The organism is Mycobacterium sp. ST-F2 (genome assembly GCF_001905655.1).
Taxonomy (GTDB): Bacteria; Actinomycetota; Actinomycetes; order Mycobacteriales; family Mycobacteriaceae; genus Mycobacterium.
In genome coordinates, this window is record NZ_JMHT01000021.1 from 1 (window position 1) to 15687 (window position 15687).

The following is a 15687-nucleotide window of genomic DNA, read 5'->3' on the forward strand; positions in this document are numbered from 1 at the left end:
CAACAAACCCGACTCTAATTCCGGGTGGACTCAGAATCGGGGACTCGCCATCGACGCTCCGCGCGACCCGGGCGAGCAGGAGCGCTGCCGCGACCAGCTCGTGCGTCCCCCAGGGCGCTGCGTCGCTCTCGTGAACGATCCTTAATGTCCGACTACGACGCGCCCCGCGGCGACCCGTGCTTGCCATGTATCCAGCACGAACTCCGCAACTGTAACGGTCGCGTTCAAAGCCAGCCTCGCGTGTCGCGTCAGCGCGACGCTTCGTTTTGATTGGCCATGGCCGATTCCGAGCTCGTTACGCAGTTCTGCAAGTGACTGGATTGTGGTGACGAGTGTGCGAAGAATCTGTTGCGCGGATTCACTGCCCTTAGCACTTCCGGGAACCGAATCTGCTTTCAGCTCAAGTAGATCCGCGACATGCCGATACAGCTGCGGAATGTCGTCGCGCGCGCCGTAGGTGACCGCAGATCGATCGAGGATGATCCTGAACAGGCTCTCAACAAGGTTCTTGGACGACGAGATCGCAGCCGCCGGATCAGAGGCCAGACTGTCACGAATACGCGCGAGGTGTTCTTCCAGCACTTCCGGATCGGGCACAAGTTCGCGCTCATCTAGGCGAAGGTCCGGGTTCGAGCCATGGAAGGAGTCGCGGCGCCGCCATCCGTAGACAGCATGGCCGCTGATCCAGTCGGCCGGGTAGAGCTCATAGCCATCTCTGGCGAGCGCTTCGTTGAAAGACTTGAGAAGTTTGCCGACTTCCTCTTCATCGGGTCTCACCAGCGGGTGCAGCATCTCAGCAAGGAACTGGAGAACGAGTTCGTCATCACCGTGTTGCAACCCAAAGCGACTGTCGGTGAATATCCAGTCGTCCGGCCAGTCTTCAGGGTTGTTGACCCGATGCTGCCGGATGTCGCCAACGGCGGACTTGTATCTCGAATCAGTGCTCGGCATTGAATCCAAGTCGTAGATCCGCGCCAAGAAGTCGGGCTCTTCCAGCCGTCCTTCCCACAGCACCTTCGACAGAGTGATGGTGTCGAAAATCCTGCGGCGCGTGACTTGGGTGATGAGCTTCGTTGACACGCCCTACAACTCCTTTGAAGCCCCGGCCCCGGTTAGATCGCGTTTCGCTTCAACAATTATGGGGACTTAGGCGACACAATCCCCGACCCGATTGAAACGCGCACCTGCGGCCAGCCTGCCCACCAAACACAAAGGTCACGAACTCTTCTGAGTTCGTGACCTTAATGCCGGCAGTTCGTAGAACTGCTGTTGAGTGGGCGAAGGGGGACTTGAACCCCCACGTCCCGAAGGACACTGGCACCTGAAGCCAGCGCGTCTGCCATTCCGCCACTCGCCCCAAACAACTGGGAGAGAGTATCACCACCCCCACCCCCGGCTCCAAATCCGCCGTTGACCAGCACCTTCTGGACAACCAAACCGCAGCGCCGAAGGTGCCCGCAGATCGCGACACCTCGCCCGATCTCGCTCCCGATGCGCCCCGACCACCTCCTGACCAGCGGCTTTCGAATTCTCACGATTCTGTTGGTCACGTATTACAAGGTCAGGCCGATACCATGCGTAACAGTGGTGTCCGCGGTTATCGCGCACATCACATCTGGACATCGAGACGAGGCGAGGCAGGAGTACATGGGTCTGGTCGACCGGATCGAGCGCAAGCTCGAAACCACGGTCGGAGACGCTTTTGCCCGCGTCTTCGGGGGGTCGATCGCACCCCCGGAAGTCGAGGCCGCATTACAGCGGGAAGCCGAATCCGGTGCCCACGATGTCGGCGGCGGTCGTATTTTGGCACCGAACGAATACGTCATTACGCTCAGTTACACCGATTTCGAGAAGGTGAACGCCGATCCTGACCTCACACCCAGTGCTTTTGCCAAACACCTCGAGGGATTCGTCCATGAGCGGGGATGGCAAACGTATGGTGAGGTGGTCGTCAGGTTTGAGCCGTCACCTGGCCTTCATACCGGCCAATTCCGCGCCCACGGCGCGGTCAACCCCGACTCAACCGCCGGGCCACCGCGGCCGGCACCCAGCGACCGCGTGCACACCGCAGAACCAGGAGTACCAACGATGACTGACAACCCGACCCACCGCCCCGGCCAGGGACAGGGCCAGCCAGGCGACGAGTACGACTACGGACGGCAGCCCGACGAGCAGCAGCGCGGTCAGCAGTACCCGCAGGACCCGAACCAGGGCGGCTACCCGCAGCAGGGTTATGGCCAGCAGGGCGGCTACGGGCAGCCTCACCAGGGTGGTTACGGCCAGCAGGGCGGCTACGGACAGCAGGGGGACCAGGCCGGTTATGGCGCGGGCCCGTCCGGATACGGCCAGGGCGGCTACGGCAGCCCCCAGGGTGGTCCTCCCGGACCGCCGCCCGTCGGTGCTCCGCAGGGTGGCTACGGCCAGCCCCAGCAGGGCGGTTACGGCCAGCCCGACCAGGGGTACGGCGGCCAGCAGGGCGGTTACAGCCAGCCCCAGCAGGGCGGCGGTTACGGCCAGCCCGACCAGGGGTACGGGCAGCCCCAGCAGAACTACGGACAGCCGAGCTACGGCCAGCCTTCCGGCCAGGGCGGCTACGGCGAGCAGAACTACGGTCAGCCCCAGCAGCCGAGCTACGGCCAGCCCGACCAGGGCTACGGCCAGCCCGCTGATCAGGGTTACGGCCAGCCCCCGGCCCAGGGTGGCTATGGCGACCCGGGTTACGGCGGCGCAGGTGCCGGCTACGCCGAGCCCGACTACGGACAGCAGGGCGGCTACGGCGGTGGCTACGGTGCCGTCGGTGCGAACGTGACGCTGCAGCTCGACGACGGCAGCGGCCGCACCTACCAGCTGCGCGAAGGCGCGAACGTCATCGGCCGCGGCCAGGACGCGCAGTTCCGCCTGCCCGACACCGGTGTCTCGCGCCGGCACCTCGAGATCCGCTGGGACGGCCACACCGCGCTGCTCTCGGATCTGAACTCGACCAACGGCACGACCGTCAACAACGCCCCGGTTCAGGAGTGGCAGCTGGCCGACGGCGACGTCATCCGGGTGGGTCACTCCGAGATCGTGGTCCGCGTTCACTGAACCCGGTTTCCGTCACCGGCCGGATGATCTTCGCACCGGCCGGTGACCGCCAAAGTATCGTGACGATGCCGACGGCTACCGGGCACCGGGCCCAGCCTCGACGCGGCAACGGAGAGGACGTCGGATGCAGGGGTTAGTTCTGCAGCTGACGCGGGTCGGTTTCCTTCTGTTGCTCTGGCTCTTCATCTGGTCGGTGCTGCGCGTACTGCGCACCGACATCTACGCACCCACCGGAGCCGTCATGGTGCGGCGCGGTCTGGCGTTCCGGGGCACCCTGCTGCCCAACCGGGACCGACGCCGGTACGCGCGCCAGTTGGTGGTGACCGAAGGCGCCCTCGCCGGCACCCGGATCACCCTGACCAGCCAGCCCGTTCTGATCGGCCGGGCCGACGACTCCACGCTGGTGCTCACCGACGACTACGCCTCGACACGGCACGCCCGGCTGTCGCCGAGAGGCTCCGAGTGGTACGTCGAAGACCTAGGATCGACCAACGGTACATACCTGGACAGGGCGAAAGTGACGACGGCGGTAAGGGTTCCAATGGGAACGCCGGTTCGAATCGGCAAGACGGTAATTGAGCTGCGCCCGTGACACTTGTACTCCGATATGCCGCGCGCAGCGACCGCGGCCTGGTCCGCGCCAACAACGAGGACTCCGTCTACGCCGGTGCCCGCCTGCTCGCCCTGGCCGACGGCATGGGCGGTCACGCCGCGGGTGAGGTCGCCTCGCAACTGGTCATCGCCGCGCTGGCGCACCTGGACGACGACGAACCTGGCGGCGACCTGCTGGCCAAGCTGAACGACGCCGTCCACGACGGCAACGCGGCCATCGCCGCGCACGTCGAGGCCGATCCCGAGCTCGAGGGCATGGGCACGACCCTGAGCGCCATCCTGTTCGCCGGCACGCGCCTGGGCATGGTGCACATCGGAGACTCGCGCGGCTACCTGATGCGCGACGGCGAGCTCACGCAGATCACCAAGGACGACACCTTCGTCCAGACCCTGGTCGACGACGGTCGCATCACCGCCGAGGAGGCGCACAGTCACCCGCAGCGCTCGCTGATCATGAAGGCCCTGACCGGGCATGAGGTCGAGCCGACGCTGACCATGCGCGAGGCCAAGGCCGGCGACCGCTACCTGCTGTGCTCGGACGGGCTGTCCGACCCGGTCAGCCACGAGACCATCCAGGGCGCCATGCAGATCCCGGACGTCGTGGACTGCGCCGACCGGCTCATCGAGCTGGCCCTGCGCGGCGGCGGCCCGGACAACGTCACCGTCGTGGTGGCCGACGTCGTCGACTACGAATACGGCCAGACCGCACCCATCCTGGCGGGCGCGGTGTCGGGTCAGGACGACGACACCCTGCCGCCCAACACCGCCGCCGGACGGGCCTCCGCCTTCAACCCGAAGCGAGCGGCAGCCGCAGCGAAAAAGCCTGTGGCACAACCTGATCCACCGGCTCGAAAGAAGCACACCCGGCGCAACCTGATCATCGGCGCCATCCTACTGATCCTGCTGCTCATCACCGGACTGGCCATCGGGCGCTATCTGATCCGGAGCAACTATTACGTCTCGGGCTACAACGGCTCGGTCTACATCATGCGCGGCGTCCCGGGCTCCCTGCTGGGGCTGCCACTACAGGAGCCCTACCTGCTGGCCTGCGTGGACACCCACTCCGAGATGACGATCATCGGCGTCGACGACACCCACCCGGGCTGCCAGCCCATGAAGGTCGCCGACCTGCGCGAGTCCGGCCGGGCCCAGGTCACCGCCGGCCTGCCGACCGGCACCGTCGACGACGCGATCCGTCAGCTCAAGGAACTCAGCCACAGCTCGCTGCTGCCGCTGTGCGCGCCGCTCGTCGTCACCCCGCCGACCCCGAGCCCCGCGCCGCCGCCGTCGCTGTCGGTGGTGCCGCAACCGCCGCGCGGTCCGGCCCCTGGTCCCGAGGCACCGAGTTCTACGACGCCTCCGGCACCCGCGCCCACAGCGGCACCGGCCCCCAACCCGTCCAGCCCCGCGCCTGCCCCGACCTCGCCTGCGGCTCCGTCCCCGACGGCCACGGCACTCCCTCCGCCACCTCAGGAGCCGGGCACTAACTGCCGGAACGCGTCATGACGACGCCGGAGCGAGCGAAACGACGGGAAGACACTCAGCCGCAGTCTCCGGTCGCGGTCGCTCCTCCGCTGCCCAATCGGCGTAATTCCGAATTGGTCCTACTGGGCTTCGCCGCAGTGATCACGACGGTGGCGCTGCTGATCGTCGAAGCCAACCAGGAGAGCGGCCTGCGGCCGGCCCTCGCCCAGTTCACCCTCGGCTTCATCGTGCTGTTCGGCGCCGCCCATCTGGCGGTGCGCCGCTACGCGCCCTACGCCGACCCGCTGCTGCTGCCGGTGGTCGCACTGCTCAACGGCCTGGGCCTGGTGATGATCTACCGGCTGGACCTGTCGTCGCACTCCCGTCCCGCGGGCATCCTGCCGGGCGGCAACGCCAACCAGCAGATGCTGTGGACGCTGCTGGGCATCCTGGTGTTCACCGCGGTACTGATGTTCGTGCACGACCACCGGATGCTGGCTCGCTACGGCTACATCTGCGGCCTGGTCGGCCTCGTGCTGCTGGCCATCCCCGCGGTGCTGCCCGATTCGGTGGCCGAGCAGTACGGCGCCAAGATCTGGATCCGGTTGCCGGGCTTCTCCATTCAGCCCGCCGAGTTCTCCAAGATCCTGCTGCTGATCTTCTTCGCCAGCGTGCTGGTCACCAAGCGCAGCCTGTTCACCAGCGCCGGCAAGCACGTGTTCGGCATGGACCTGCCGCGGCCGCGCGACCTGGCGCCCCTGCTGGTGGCCTGGATCGGCTCCATCGGCGTCATGGTGTTCGAGAAGGACCTCGGGGCGTCGCTGCTGCTGTACGCGACGTTCCTGGTGCTGCTGTACGTCGCCACCGAGAAGCTCAGCTGGGTGGTCACCGGGCTCAGCCTGTTCTGCGTCGGCAGCCTGGTGGCGTACCAGCTCTTCGACCACGTGCGGGTGCGCGTGCAGAACTGGCTGGACCCGTTCGCCGATCCCGACGGCGCCGGCTACCAGATGGTGCAGTCGCTGTTCAGCTTCGCCACCGGTGGCATCTTCGGCACCGGCCTGGGCAACGGCCAGCCCGGCACGGTGCCCGACGCCTCCACCGACTTCATCATCGCGGCGGTCGGTGAGGAGCTCGGCCTCGTCGGCCTGGCCGCGGTGCTGATGCTCTACACCATCGTCATCATCCGGGGGCTGCGCACCGCCATCGCGGTGCGCGACAGCTTCGGCAAGCTGCTGGCCGCCGGCCTGTCGGGCGCGCTGGCGCTGCAGCTGTTCATCGTCGTCGGCGGAGTCACCAAACTGATCCCGCAGACGGGCCTGACCACCCCCTGGATGTCCTACGGCGGCTCGTCACTGCTGTCCAACTATGTGCTGCTGGCCCTGCTGCTGCGGGTCTCGCACGTCGCGCGCCGTCCGCTGACCACTCGCGGCCCCAACCAAGCGCCGATCGCGGCGGCCAGCACCGAGGTGATCGAGAAGCAATGAACACCTCCCTTCGTCGCCTCTCCGGGCTGGTGATGGCACTGGTCGTGCTGTTGCTGCTCAACGCCACCACCACGCAGGTGTTCGCCGCCGACAGCCTGCGCGCCGATCCCCGCAACCAGCGCGTGCTCCTCGACGAGTACTCGCGCCAGCGCGGCCAGATCACGGCCAGCGGCCAGCTGCTGGCGTACTCGATGCCGACCAACGGCCGGTTCCGCTACCTGCGCATCTACCCGAACCCGCTGGTCTACGCGCCGGTGACCGGCTTCTACTCGCTGCAGTACTCGAGCACCGGCCTCGAGCGCGCCGAGGACAGCATCCTCAACGGCTCCGACGAGCGGCTGTTCGGCAACCGCATCGCGGACTTCTTCACGGGCCGCGATCCGCGCGGCGGCAACGTCGACACGACGATCGTGCCGCGCGTGCAGCAGGCCGCGTGGGACGCCATGCAGCAGGGCTGCGGCGGCAACCCGTGCAAGGGCTCGGTGGTCGCGCTGGATCCGTCCACCGGCAAGATTCTGGCCATGGTGTCGTCCCCGTCGTACGACCCCAATCTGCTGGCCTCGCACGAGGGCGAGAGGCAGTCCGCCGCCTGGCAGGCGCTGCGCGACAATCCCGACTCGCCCCTGCAGAACCGGGCGATCTCCGAGACCTACCCGCCGGGGTCGACGTTCAAGGTGCTGACCACCGCAGCGGCGCTGCAGGCCGGTGCCACCCCCGACACGCAGCTGACCTCGGCGGCGCGAATCACGTTGCCGGACAGCACCGCAACGCTGGAGAACTACGGCGGCGCGGCGTGCGGCGGGGGCCCGACGGTCTCCCTGCGCGAGGCGTTCGCCAAGTCCTGCAACACCGCCTTCGTCGAACTGGGTCTGCACAACGGCGCCGACGCGATGCGCACCATGGCCAAGCAGTTCGGCCTGGACACGCCGCCGCCGTCGATCCCGCTGCAGGTCGCCGAATCGACCGTCGGCCCGATCTCCGACGCCCCGGCCCTGGGTATCTCCAGCATCGGCCAGAAGGACGTCGCCCTGACCCCGCTGCAGAACGCGATGATCGCCGCGACCATCGCCAACCGCGGCGTCACCATGGCCCCTTACCTGGTCGACGACCTCAAGGGACCTGACCTCCGCAACATCGCGGCTACCTCACCGCACGAACAGCGGCGGGCCATCTCATCCCAGGTCGCAGCTACACTTACGGATCTGATGGTCGGCGCCGAGCAGGTGACGCAGCAGAAGGGAGCCATAGCCGGCGTGCAGATCGCATCAAAGACGGGCACCGCCGAACACGGCACCGATCCGCGCAACACCCCACCGCACGCGTGGTACATCGCTTTTGCACCGGCGAAATCCCCGAAGGTGGCCGTCGCAGTCCTAGTGGAGAATGGTGGGGACCGTTTGTCCGCAACCGGCGGTGCGCTGGCCGCACCCATCGGGCGGGCCACCATCGCCGCGGCGCTACGGGAGGGATCATGAGCGCGCGCGTCGGAGTCACGCTCTCCGGCCGCTATCGACTTCAGCGACTCATCGCCACAGGTGGCATGGGTCAGGTCTGGGAGGGCGTCGACAGCAGGCTCGGCCGACAGGTCGCCATCAAGGTGCTCAAGGCCGAGTACTCGACCGACCCGGAATTCGTCGAGCGGTTCCGCGCCGAGGCGCGCACGGTCGCCATGCTGAACCACCCCGGTATCGCCAGCGTCTACGACTACGGCGAGACCGAGCTCGATGACACCGGACGCACCGCGTACCTGGTGATGGAGCTGGTCAACGGCGAGCCGCTGAACTCCGTGATCAAGCGGACCGGACGGCTGTCGCTGCGGCACTCGCTGGACATGCTGGAGCAGACGGGCCGGGCCCTGCAGGTCGCGCACAGCGCCGGCCTGGTGCACCGCGACGTCAAGCCCGGCAACATCATGATCACCCCCACCGGCCAGGTGAAGCTGACCGACTTCGGTATCGCCAAGGCCGTCGACGCAGCCCCGGTCACCCAGACCGGCATGGTGATGGGCACCGCGCAGTACATCGCGCCCGAACAGGCCCTGGGCCACGACGCGACCGCGGCCAGCGACGTCTACTCGCTCGGTGTGGTCGGCTACGAGTCCGTGTCGGGCCGTCGCCCCTTCACCGGCGACGGGGCCCTGACCGTCGCGATGAAGCACATCAAGGAAGCGCCGCCACCGCTGCCGGCCGACCTGCCGCCGAACGTCCGGGAGCTGATCGAGATCAGCCTCGCCAAGGACGCCATCCACCGCTACCGCAGCGGCGGCCCGTTCGCCGACGCCGTCGCCGCGGTCCGGGCCGGACGCCGTCCCCCGCGGCCCAACCAGGCCCCGACCATCGGACGGGCCGCTCCCGCGGCGATTCCGTCGAGCACACAGGCACGGGCTGCCATCGAGCCCGCCCGACCCGCACCGGCCGCACCCCGGCCCCGGCCGGCCACCGGCAGCCACCGGCCGTCGCCGCCGGCCCGACGTACGTTCTCTCCCGGACAGCGCGCGCTGCTGTGGGCTGCGGGTGTGCTCGGGGCGCTGGCTATCGTCATCGCGATCCTGATCGTGCTCAACGCGCAGGACCGCCAGGACCAGAAGAACCAGCAGCAGTCGACGGTCACCAACACCATCACCGAGACCACCAAGACGCCGGGCGCACCGACGGGCCAGTCGCTTCGTCTCCCGGATCTGTCAGGACCGTCCATCTCATGACCACGCCCCAGCACCTCTCCGACCGCTACGAGCTGGGGGACATCCTCGGTTTCGGCGGCATGTCGGAGGTTCACCTCGGCCGGGACCTGCGTCTGCACCGCGACGTGGCGGTCAAGGTGCTGCGCGCCGACCTCGCTCGGGACCCGAGCTTCTACCTGCGGTTCCGCCGGGAAGCGCAGAACGCCGCGGCGCTGAACCACCCGGCGATCGTCGCGGTCTACGACACCGGCGAGGCCGAGACGCCCAACGGGCCGCTGCCGTACATCGTCATGGAGTACGTCGACGGCGTGACGCTGCGCGACATCGTGCACACCGAGGGACCGCTGCCGCAGCAGCGCGCCATCGAGATCATCGCCGACGCCTGTCAGGCCCTGAACTTCAGCCACCAGCACGGCATCGTCCACCGGGACATCAAGCCGGCGAACATCATGATCAGCAAGACCAACGCGGTCAAGGTCATGGACTTCGGCATCGCCCGGGCCATCGCCGACAGCAGCAACCGGATGACGCAGACCGCGGCCGTCATCGGCACCGCCCAGTACCTGTCACCCGAGCAGGCCAGCGGGCAGAACGTCGACGCCCGCTCGGACGTGTACTCGCTGGGCTGTGTGCTCTACGAACTGATCACCGGTGAGCCCCCCTTCGTCGGCGACTCCCCGGTCGCGGTGGCCTACCAGCACGTCCGCGAAGACCCCGTGCCGCCGTCGCAACGTCATTCCGGCATCTCCCCGGACCTGGACGCCGTCGTGCTCAAGGCCCTCGCGAAGAATCCCGACAACCGCTACCAGAGCGCCGCGGACATGCGGAACGACCTGATCCGCGTGCACGCCGGCGAAGCGCCCGACGCCCCCAAGGTGCTCACCGACGCCGAGCGCACCGCGATGATGGGCGCCGGCGGGTTCGGTGGACCGCGCAGCATGATGCCCGAGCCCATCAGCGTCAACCCGCAGCCGTACCGCTCGACGGACCGGGCCGCGACCCCGATCGGCCGGTGGCTCATCGCCGCGGCCATCCTGGCAGTGCTGACGGTCGTCGTCACCGTCGCCATCAACCTGGTCAACGGCAAGCCCCACGACCAGCAGATTCCCGACGTCCGCGGGCTGGCCCAGGCCGACGCCGTCGCCAACCTGCAGAACCGCGGCTTCAAGACCCGCACCCAGCAGCGCCCCGATTCCACGGTGGCGCCGGACCACGTCATCGGTACCGAACCGGCGGCCAACACGTCGGTGGCCGCCGGGGACGAGATCACCATCAACATCTCGACCGGCCCCGAGCAGCGCGAGGTCCCGGACGTCTCGAAGCTGTCACCGGCGGACGCCATGGCCAAGCTGCAGAGCGCCGGCTTCCGGAACCTCCAGCAGACGGTGTCGCAGTCGCTCCCGGACCAGAAGGACCGGGTCATCGCGACCAACCCGCCGGCCCACCAGACGTCGGCGATCACCAACGTCATCACGATCATCGTCGGCTCCGGGCCCGGCCTGGTCCCGGTCCCCGACACCAACGGCCAGAACGTCGAGGTCGCGACCAAGAACCTCAACACCGTCGGCTTCCTGACGATCCTGACGGCTCCGGTCGACAGCCCGAAGCCGGCGGGTGAGGTCATCGCCACCGATCCGCCGGCGGGCACCCCGACGCCCAAGGACGCGCCCGTCACGCTGAAGGTCTCGCAGGGCAACCAGTTCGTCATGCCGAACCTGGCCGGTCAGTTCTGGACCGACGCCGAGCCGAACCTGCGTGCCCTCGGCTGGACCGGCGTGCTGATCAAGGGCGCCGACGTACAGAACAGCGGTCAGCGCAGCAACGCGGTGGTCAGCCAGATACCGGCAGCCGGCAGCGGCGTCAACTTCGGCGCGTCGATCACGCTGAGCTTCGCCTCGTAGTTTTGCGGGGACGTCCTGGCAGCCCATTGCTCGCCACTATGTGAGAGTCAACGACCCCGGCAGCCCAACATCGCGTTGACTCTCACTTCAGGGTCGTGGCCACTCGGTCTTTTGCGCCCTCAGGTCAGGGTCAACGGGATTCCGGCCCCAGCAGCCGTTGACTCTCACCTCAGGGTCGTAGCTACTCGCACTCCCACGCCATGAGGTGAGAGTCAACGACCCTGGCAGCCCAGAACGGCGTCCACCCCTGAACCCACGGCACACGCCTCTCGCACGGCGTGGATGCAAGCTCGGTGACTAGGCCGTGCGGGTCGCGGCGGAGACGGCGTCGGCGACTTCCTGCTCGAGGCGACGGACCAGTCCCTCATCAGGCGCCTGACCGCAGAAGGCCAGCCAGTTGGCCAGCATCCGGTGACCGCCCTGCGTCAGGATGCTCTCGGGGTGGAACTGCACCCCGTGGATCGGCAGTTCGCGGTGCCGGACGGCCATGATCACGCCGCTGTCGGTCTGCCCGATGGCCTCCAGTTCGTCCGGCAGGGTCTCCGGCAGGATGGTCAGCGAGTGATAGCGCGTCGCCGTGAACGGGTCCGGAAGTCCTTGCAGCACACCGCTGTTCGCGTGATGCACCAGGCTGGTCTTACCGTGCAGCAGTTCCGGCGCACGGTCGACGGTGCCACCGAACGCCACGCCGATGGCCTGGTGTCCCAGGCACACCCCGAGTAGGGGGGTGCCGGTCTCGGCACAGGCACGGACCAGGGGAATGGACGCGCCGGCCCGCTCCGGGGTGCCGGGGCCGGGGCTCACCAGGATCCCGTCGAACTCCTTCGCGACGGCGGCAACGCCTTCGGGCGTGGAGACGCGCTCGTCGTCACTGCGCCAGACCTGCGCGTGCACCCCGAGCTGGCCCAGGTACTGGACCAGGTTGAACACGAAGCTGTCGTAGTTGTCGAGGACGAGAACCTGCATGTCGTCAGGCTACTGGGTCACCCGCGGAGTCGATCACTCAATATGTGAGCGGTCCGACCGGTTTGGCGTACTGGAGTTTGAGCGGCATCCGGTGCCCGACGACGTCCACCGACGCCCGCGGCTCCTCCGTGTAACCCAGCCCGAACCGCACCACGTACTGCTTGTACAAGGTCACCAGCGGCGCGGCGGCGAGCGCGGCGCGCATGCCGTCGACGTTGCCGATCACGGTGATGACGTACGGCGGACTGTAGGTACGGCCGTTGAGCAGCAGGGTGTTCCCGACGCAGCGCGGGGCGGAGGTCGCCAGGATCCGCTGGTCCTGCATCTGGACGGCCTCGGCGCCGCCCAGCCACAGCGCGTTGAGCACCGCCTGCACGTCCTGCTGGTGCACCACGAGGTCGTCGGGGGTGGCGTCGCGGGGGTACTGGCCCTGCGCGTTGCGCTGGGCGTCGTTGAGGCTGATGACCAGACCCGGCCCGCGCATCGGGTCCAGGCCCAGTTCCAGACCCAGTTCGTCGGCCCGGGCCGTGATGGCACCGAGCGCGGCGTTGGCGCCGGGGGTACCGCCGTGGTGGTTCTCCAGCTGATGCTGCAGGTTGTCGCGCTCCGCGGTGCGGGTGGCGACGGTGCGCTGCGCTTCCTTCACCATGTCGACCAGGCGGGGTGCGTCGCTGCGCCGGATCTCGCTGCCCCCGGACACACTGTGGGTGGTGGCCAGCAGAAGGCCCGCGAGCACACAGACCACAGGAACGCCGAATCGCCAGGCCGAGTGGCGGGCCGGCTGGTCAGGTTCCGAGGTCCTGTCCGTCCGTGGCCTGCGAGGCGACACGTCTTCTGCGTTAGGCTCTGGGTGCATACCGCTCCATCGTCGCACCGAATTGCCGGTTTTTCTCCACCGGCGCGGGTGTGCGGCACCGACAGTCCGCGAAGGTACCAATGCCCAAGTCCAAGGTTCGCAAGAAGAACGACTTCACCATCAACCCGGTGAGTCGGACGCCGGTGAAGGTCAAGGCCGGACCGTCGAGCGTGTGGTTCGTGGTGTTCTTCTGCTCGCTCATGCTGATCGGTCTGATCTGGCTGGCCGTGTTCCAGCTCGCGGCGCTGAACCCGGCCGGTACCCCGCACCTGCTGCAGTGGATGGCCGACCTCGCCCAGTGGAACTACGCCATCGCCTTCGCGTTCATGATCACCGGTCTGCTGCTGACCATGCGGTGGCGCTGAGCTGGGTCAACGGCCCCGGTTCGTTACATCCCGGTTTCGTTACGTAACCCAACTGGCAACCTGACGGAAACCCAATCACATCGATGTGATTCATCCCCATTGGGGATAGTGCCTGTGGATAACTTGCCCCCGAGGGTGTGGATGGCTTGTGGAACAAACTCAATGGAGCCCCCCGACGGCGGGTATCGCCGCCTGTGGACTCTTCGGCGTGGCGCTGGGCGCTGTAGCCCTCACTTCGGTCACTGACCTGCCCGGACGGGTTCTCGCCGGCATCGCCGCCGTCGGCCTGCTGGTCTTCACCACGTTGTCCTGGCGGGCCCGGCCGAAGCTCGCCATCACGCCCGCCGGGCTCGTGGTGCGCGGCTGGTTCGGGACACAGACTTATGCACAGGCCGACCTCAAGAGTGTGCGTATCACCGAGTTCCGCCGGTTGACCCGCAAGGTCCGGCTGCTGGAGCTCGACACCGTCGACGACCGGCTCCTGGTCTTCACCCGATGGGATGTCGGCACCGACCCCATCAACGTCCTCGACGCCCTGACCGACGCCGGGCTGATTCCACCGGGTCCCCGCTGACTCTGCGCCCACGGCGCACCGCACTCGCACTTGTGCGCCCACATCAAGCAGGCCCAACGCAAACGACGCGGCAGCCCCGGTAGGGGACTGCCGCGCCGCGCGTCAGGCTGGGATTCAGGAAACGGTGACCGAGTCGACGACGACCGGCTCGGTCGGACGGTCGCCGCGGTCCACCGCGGTGCTGGCGATGGCGTCGACGACCTTCTGCGACGCCTCGTCGACGACCTCACCGAAGATGGTGTGGCGACGGTTCAGGTGCGGGGTCGGGCCCACGGTGATGAAGAACTGCGAGCCGTTGGTGCCCGGGCCGGCGTTGGCCATGGCGAGCAGGTACGGCTTGTCGAACTGCAGCTCCGGGTGGAACTCGTCGGCGAACTGGTAGCCCGGGCCGCCGCGGCCGGTGCCGGTCGGGTCGCCACCCTGGATCATGAAGCCGTCGATGACGCGGTGGAAGATGACGCCGTCGTAGAACGGGCCGGAGGTGCCGCCCGAGGCGTTCTCGGTGGAGTAATCCTTGGTGCCCTGGGCCAGTCCAACGAAGTTGGCGACGGTCTTGGGCGCGTGGTTACCGAACAAAGCAATCTTGATGTCGCCGCGGTTGGTGTGCAGCGTCGCGGTCGCAGTCTGAATGGGGCTCGTCACGGAAAGTCAGTCTGCCACTCACATTTAAGACCCCGAAGCCGCCCCCACCGAATAACGTGGAAGGCCGAGCGAAGAACCGAGCCACGCTTCGGTGCTCCCCATTAATCGTGTCCGGCAGAGAGGTTGGTTGATGAGCACTGTCACCGAGAATGTCCCCGAGGTCAGCCGCCCCAGCTCCGGTGCCCGCCTGGGTCGGGGGCTGAAGTACTCGATCATCGGGCCGCTGCTGATCTTGCGCGGGGTGCTCGGATTGGGTGTCGGATCCACGGTGGGGACCGCCCGCTGGGTGGGGCGCCGCTGCCACCGCGGTGAGGATCCTGCGGGTGATCTGGCTGTGGTCGTGCAGACGGGCAGCAAGCGTCGTCGGCCCCTGCTCATTGCCGGCGCGACGGTCGCCGTCCTGGCCATCGGTGGCGTCGCGTTCTCGATCGTGCGGCGCTCGATGCAGCCCGAACCTTCCCCGCTACCCCCGAGCGTGGATGTGACTCCCCAACCCTAGTTTTCCGCGCTGAGACTGAGCTTGTGTGTCAGATCCGGCCTGAATCTGACATACAAGCTCCGTCTCGTGCGGTTCTAGGGTGCGAAGTAGAACGGTTCCCAGTAGCTCATTTCGGGGATTGCCACCACGCCCACTGTTCGGCTTCGTGGTGACTGGTTCAAGCATGTCTCCTCGACACTCATGTCGAAGCGGTAAGTCGAGCTCTCTGCAGACAACCCAGGTACTTTCTGCCTGCCCTGTTGTCCCCGATCATCCACAGCTGTCAACCGGTATTCACAGTTGGATTCGGGAAGGAAGGCCTCGATCGTCGTGCGCTGCTCCGCTGACAGGACCCCGTTGGTACGCAGCAGGGGCACCTGGTTCACATCGTGGGTGTTCAAGCCTGCGACCAGACGCTCGGCCCACTCGCTCTGCTTCTTCTGTCCATAGTCGCCCATGGACAATCCGTCCTCGCTTGACGGCATGGTGAACACCCACAGCAACGCAGCAACGACAATTACGGCCATCGCTACGAGGGCCACGACAATGCGGCCGCGCGTGACAATTCCCTCCGCCATCCG

15 protein-coding genes and 1 tRNA gene are annotated in these 15687 nt (G+C 67.4%); 10 read left to right on the forward strand and 6 right to left on the reverse strand.

Annotated elements, in window-relative coordinates; genetic code table 11:
• Window positions 1–141: 141 nt before the first annotated feature.
• The gene (locus EB75_RS08895) at window positions 142–1080 is read right to left on the reverse strand and encodes an abortive infection family protein (RefSeq protein WP_083612114.1); all 939 of its coding nucleotides are present in this window, start codon (window positions 1078–1080) and stop codon (window positions 142–144) included.
• 194 nt (window positions 1081–1274) lie between these two features.
• Window positions 1275–1357: transfer RNA gene (locus EB75_RS08900), tRNA-Leu, on the reverse strand.
• 290 nt (window positions 1358–1647) lie between these two features.
• Between EB75_RS08900 and EB75_RS08905 the strand changes: the two genes are divergently transcribed.
• From EB75_RS08905 to pknB, 7 genes are all read left to right on the forward strand, one after another.
• Entirely contained in the window at window positions 1648–3084 is a 1437-nt protein-coding gene (locus EB75_RS08905) for an FHA domain-containing protein (protein ID WP_073695067.1), read from the forward strand.
• Window positions 3085–3208: 124 nt separating this feature from the next.
• Window positions 3209–3676, forward strand: a complete 468-nt coding sequence (locus EB75_RS08910) for an FHA domain-containing protein FhaB/FipA (protein ID WP_064859211.1) — start codon at window positions 3209–3211, stop codon at window positions 3674–3676.
• Entirely contained in the window at window positions 3673–5202 is a 1530-nt protein-coding gene (locus EB75_RS08915) for a PP2C family protein-serine/threonine phosphatase (protein WP_073695068.1), read from the forward strand. Before EB75_RS08910 ends, EB75_RS08915 begins: the two co-directional genes overlap by 4 nt.
• Window positions 5199–6644, forward strand: coding sequence for an FtsW/RodA/SpoVE family cell cycle protein (locus EB75_RS08920; protein WP_073695069.1), 1446 nt, complete (start codon window positions 5199–5201; stop codon window positions 6642–6644). The genes EB75_RS08915 and EB75_RS08920 overlap by 4 nt, the downstream gene beginning before the upstream one ends.
• Window positions 6641–8119, forward strand: coding sequence for a D,D-transpeptidase PbpA (gene pbpA / locus EB75_RS08925; RefSeq protein WP_073695070.1), 1479 nt, complete (start codon window positions 6641–6643; stop codon window positions 8117–8119). The genes EB75_RS08920 and pbpA overlap by 4 nt, the downstream gene beginning before the upstream one ends.
• Window positions 8116–9345, forward strand: a complete 1230-nt coding sequence (locus tag EB75_RS08930) for a protein kinase domain-containing protein (protein WP_073695071.1) — start codon at window positions 8116–8118, stop codon at window positions 9343–9345. The genes pbpA and EB75_RS08930 overlap by 4 nt, the downstream gene beginning before the upstream one ends.
• Window positions 9342–11225, forward strand: a complete 1884-nt coding sequence (gene pknB / locus EB75_RS08935; protein ID WP_073695072.1) for a Stk1 family PASTA domain-containing Ser/Thr kinase — start codon at window positions 9342–9344, stop codon at window positions 11223–11225. The genes EB75_RS08930 and pknB overlap by 4 nt, the downstream gene beginning before the upstream one ends.
• 297 nt (window positions 11226–11522) lie before the next feature.
• On the opposite strand, the gene EB75_RS08940 is transcribed toward pknB, so the two are convergent.
• Window positions 11523–12191, reverse strand: coding sequence for an aminodeoxychorismate/anthranilate synthase component II (locus tag EB75_RS08940; protein ID WP_073695073.1), 669 nt, complete (start codon window positions 12189–12191; stop codon window positions 11523–11525).
• Window positions 12192–12228: 37 nt separating this feature from the next.
• Window positions 12229–13047 carry a DUF881 domain-containing protein gene (locus EB75_RS08945; protein WP_073695074.1) on the reverse strand — a complete coding sequence of 273 codons (819 nt, stop codon included), beginning with the start codon at window positions 13045–13047 and terminating at the stop codon, window positions 12229–12231.
• A gap of 80 nt (window positions 13048–13127) precedes the next feature.
• Here EB75_RS08945 and crgA point away from each other — a divergent pair, with 80 nt between their 5' ends.
• Together crgA and EB75_RS08955 are read left to right on the forward strand one after the other, a co-directional pair.
• Complete coding sequence (crgA, locus tag EB75_RS08950) at window positions 13128–13412, forward strand: cell division protein CrgA (protein WP_020099906.1); 285 nt, start codon at window positions 13128–13130, stop codon at window positions 13410–13412.
• A 148-nt stretch (window positions 13413–13560) separates the two neighbouring features.
• Entirely contained in the window at window positions 13561–13986 is a 426-nt protein-coding gene (locus EB75_RS08955) for a PH domain-containing protein (RefSeq protein WP_073695075.1), read from the forward strand.
• Between the two features lie 114 nt (window positions 13987–14100).
• Here EB75_RS08955 and EB75_RS08960 read toward each other — a convergent pair whose 3' ends face one another.
• Window positions 14101–14628: a peptidylprolyl isomerase gene (locus tag EB75_RS08960; protein WP_073695076.1), complete on the reverse strand. Its 528-nt coding sequence runs from the start codon at window positions 14626–14628 to the stop codon at window positions 14101–14103.
• A 130-nt stretch (window positions 14629–14758) separates the two neighbouring features.
• Between EB75_RS08960 and cwsA the strand changes: the two genes are divergently transcribed.
• Window positions 14759–15127: a cell wall synthesis protein CwsA gene (gene cwsA / locus EB75_RS08965; RefSeq protein ID WP_073695077.1), complete on the forward strand. Its 369-nt coding sequence runs from the start codon at window positions 14759–14761 to the stop codon at window positions 15125–15127.
• Between the two features lie 74 nt (window positions 15128–15201).
• Here the strand turns inward: cwsA and EB75_RS08970 are convergent, their stop codons facing one another.
• Window positions 15202–15684: a hypothetical protein gene (locus EB75_RS08970; RefSeq protein ID WP_073695078.1), complete on the reverse strand. Its 483-nt coding sequence runs from the start codon at window positions 15682–15684 to the stop codon at window positions 15202–15204.
• Window positions 15685–15687 lie beyond the last annotated feature (3 nt).

Excerpts from the sequence above, each read along its gene's own strand:
- EB75_RS08905 (WP_073695067.1), top strand. The coding sequence starts at position 1,648 with ATGGGTCTGGTCGACCGGATCGAGCGCAAGCTCGAAACCACGGTCGGA.
- EB75_RS08910 (WP_064859211.1), top strand. The coding sequence starts at position 3,209 with ATGCAGGGGTTAGTTCTGCAGCTGACGCGGGTCGGTTTCCTTCTGTTG.
- EB75_RS08920 (WP_073695069.1), top strand. The coding sequence starts at position 5,199 with ATGACGACGCCGGAGCGAGCGAAACGACGGGAAGACACTCAGCCGCAG.
- pbpA (WP_073695070.1), top strand. The coding sequence starts at position 6,641 with ATGAACACCTCCCTTCGTCGCCTCTCCGGGCTGGTGATGGCACTGGTC.
- EB75_RS08930 (WP_073695071.1), top strand. The coding sequence starts at position 8,116 with ATGAGCGCGCGCGTCGGAGTCACGCTCTCCGGCCGCTATCGACTTCAG.
- pknB (WP_073695072.1), top strand. The coding sequence starts at position 9,342 with ATGACCACGCCCCAGCACCTCTCCGACCGCTACGAGCTGGGGGACATC.
- EB75_RS08940 (WP_073695073.1), bottom strand. The coding sequence starts at position 12,191 with ATGCAGGTTCTCGTCCTCGACAACTACGACAGCTTCGTGTTCAACCTG.
- EB75_RS08945 (WP_073695074.1), bottom strand. The coding sequence starts at position 13,047 with ATGCACCCAGAGCCTAACGCAGAAGACGTGTCGCCTCGCAGGCCACGG.
- crgA (WP_020099906.1), top strand. The coding sequence starts at position 13,128 with ATGCCCAAGTCCAAGGTTCGCAAGAAGAACGACTTCACCATCAACCCG.
- cwsA (WP_073695077.1), top strand. The coding sequence starts at position 14,759 with ATGAGCACTGTCACCGAGAATGTCCCCGAGGTCAGCCGCCCCAGCTCC.
- EB75_RS08970 (WP_073695078.1), bottom strand. The coding sequence starts at position 15,684 with ATGGCGGAGGGAATTGTCACGCGCGGCCGCATTGTCGTGGCCCTCGTA.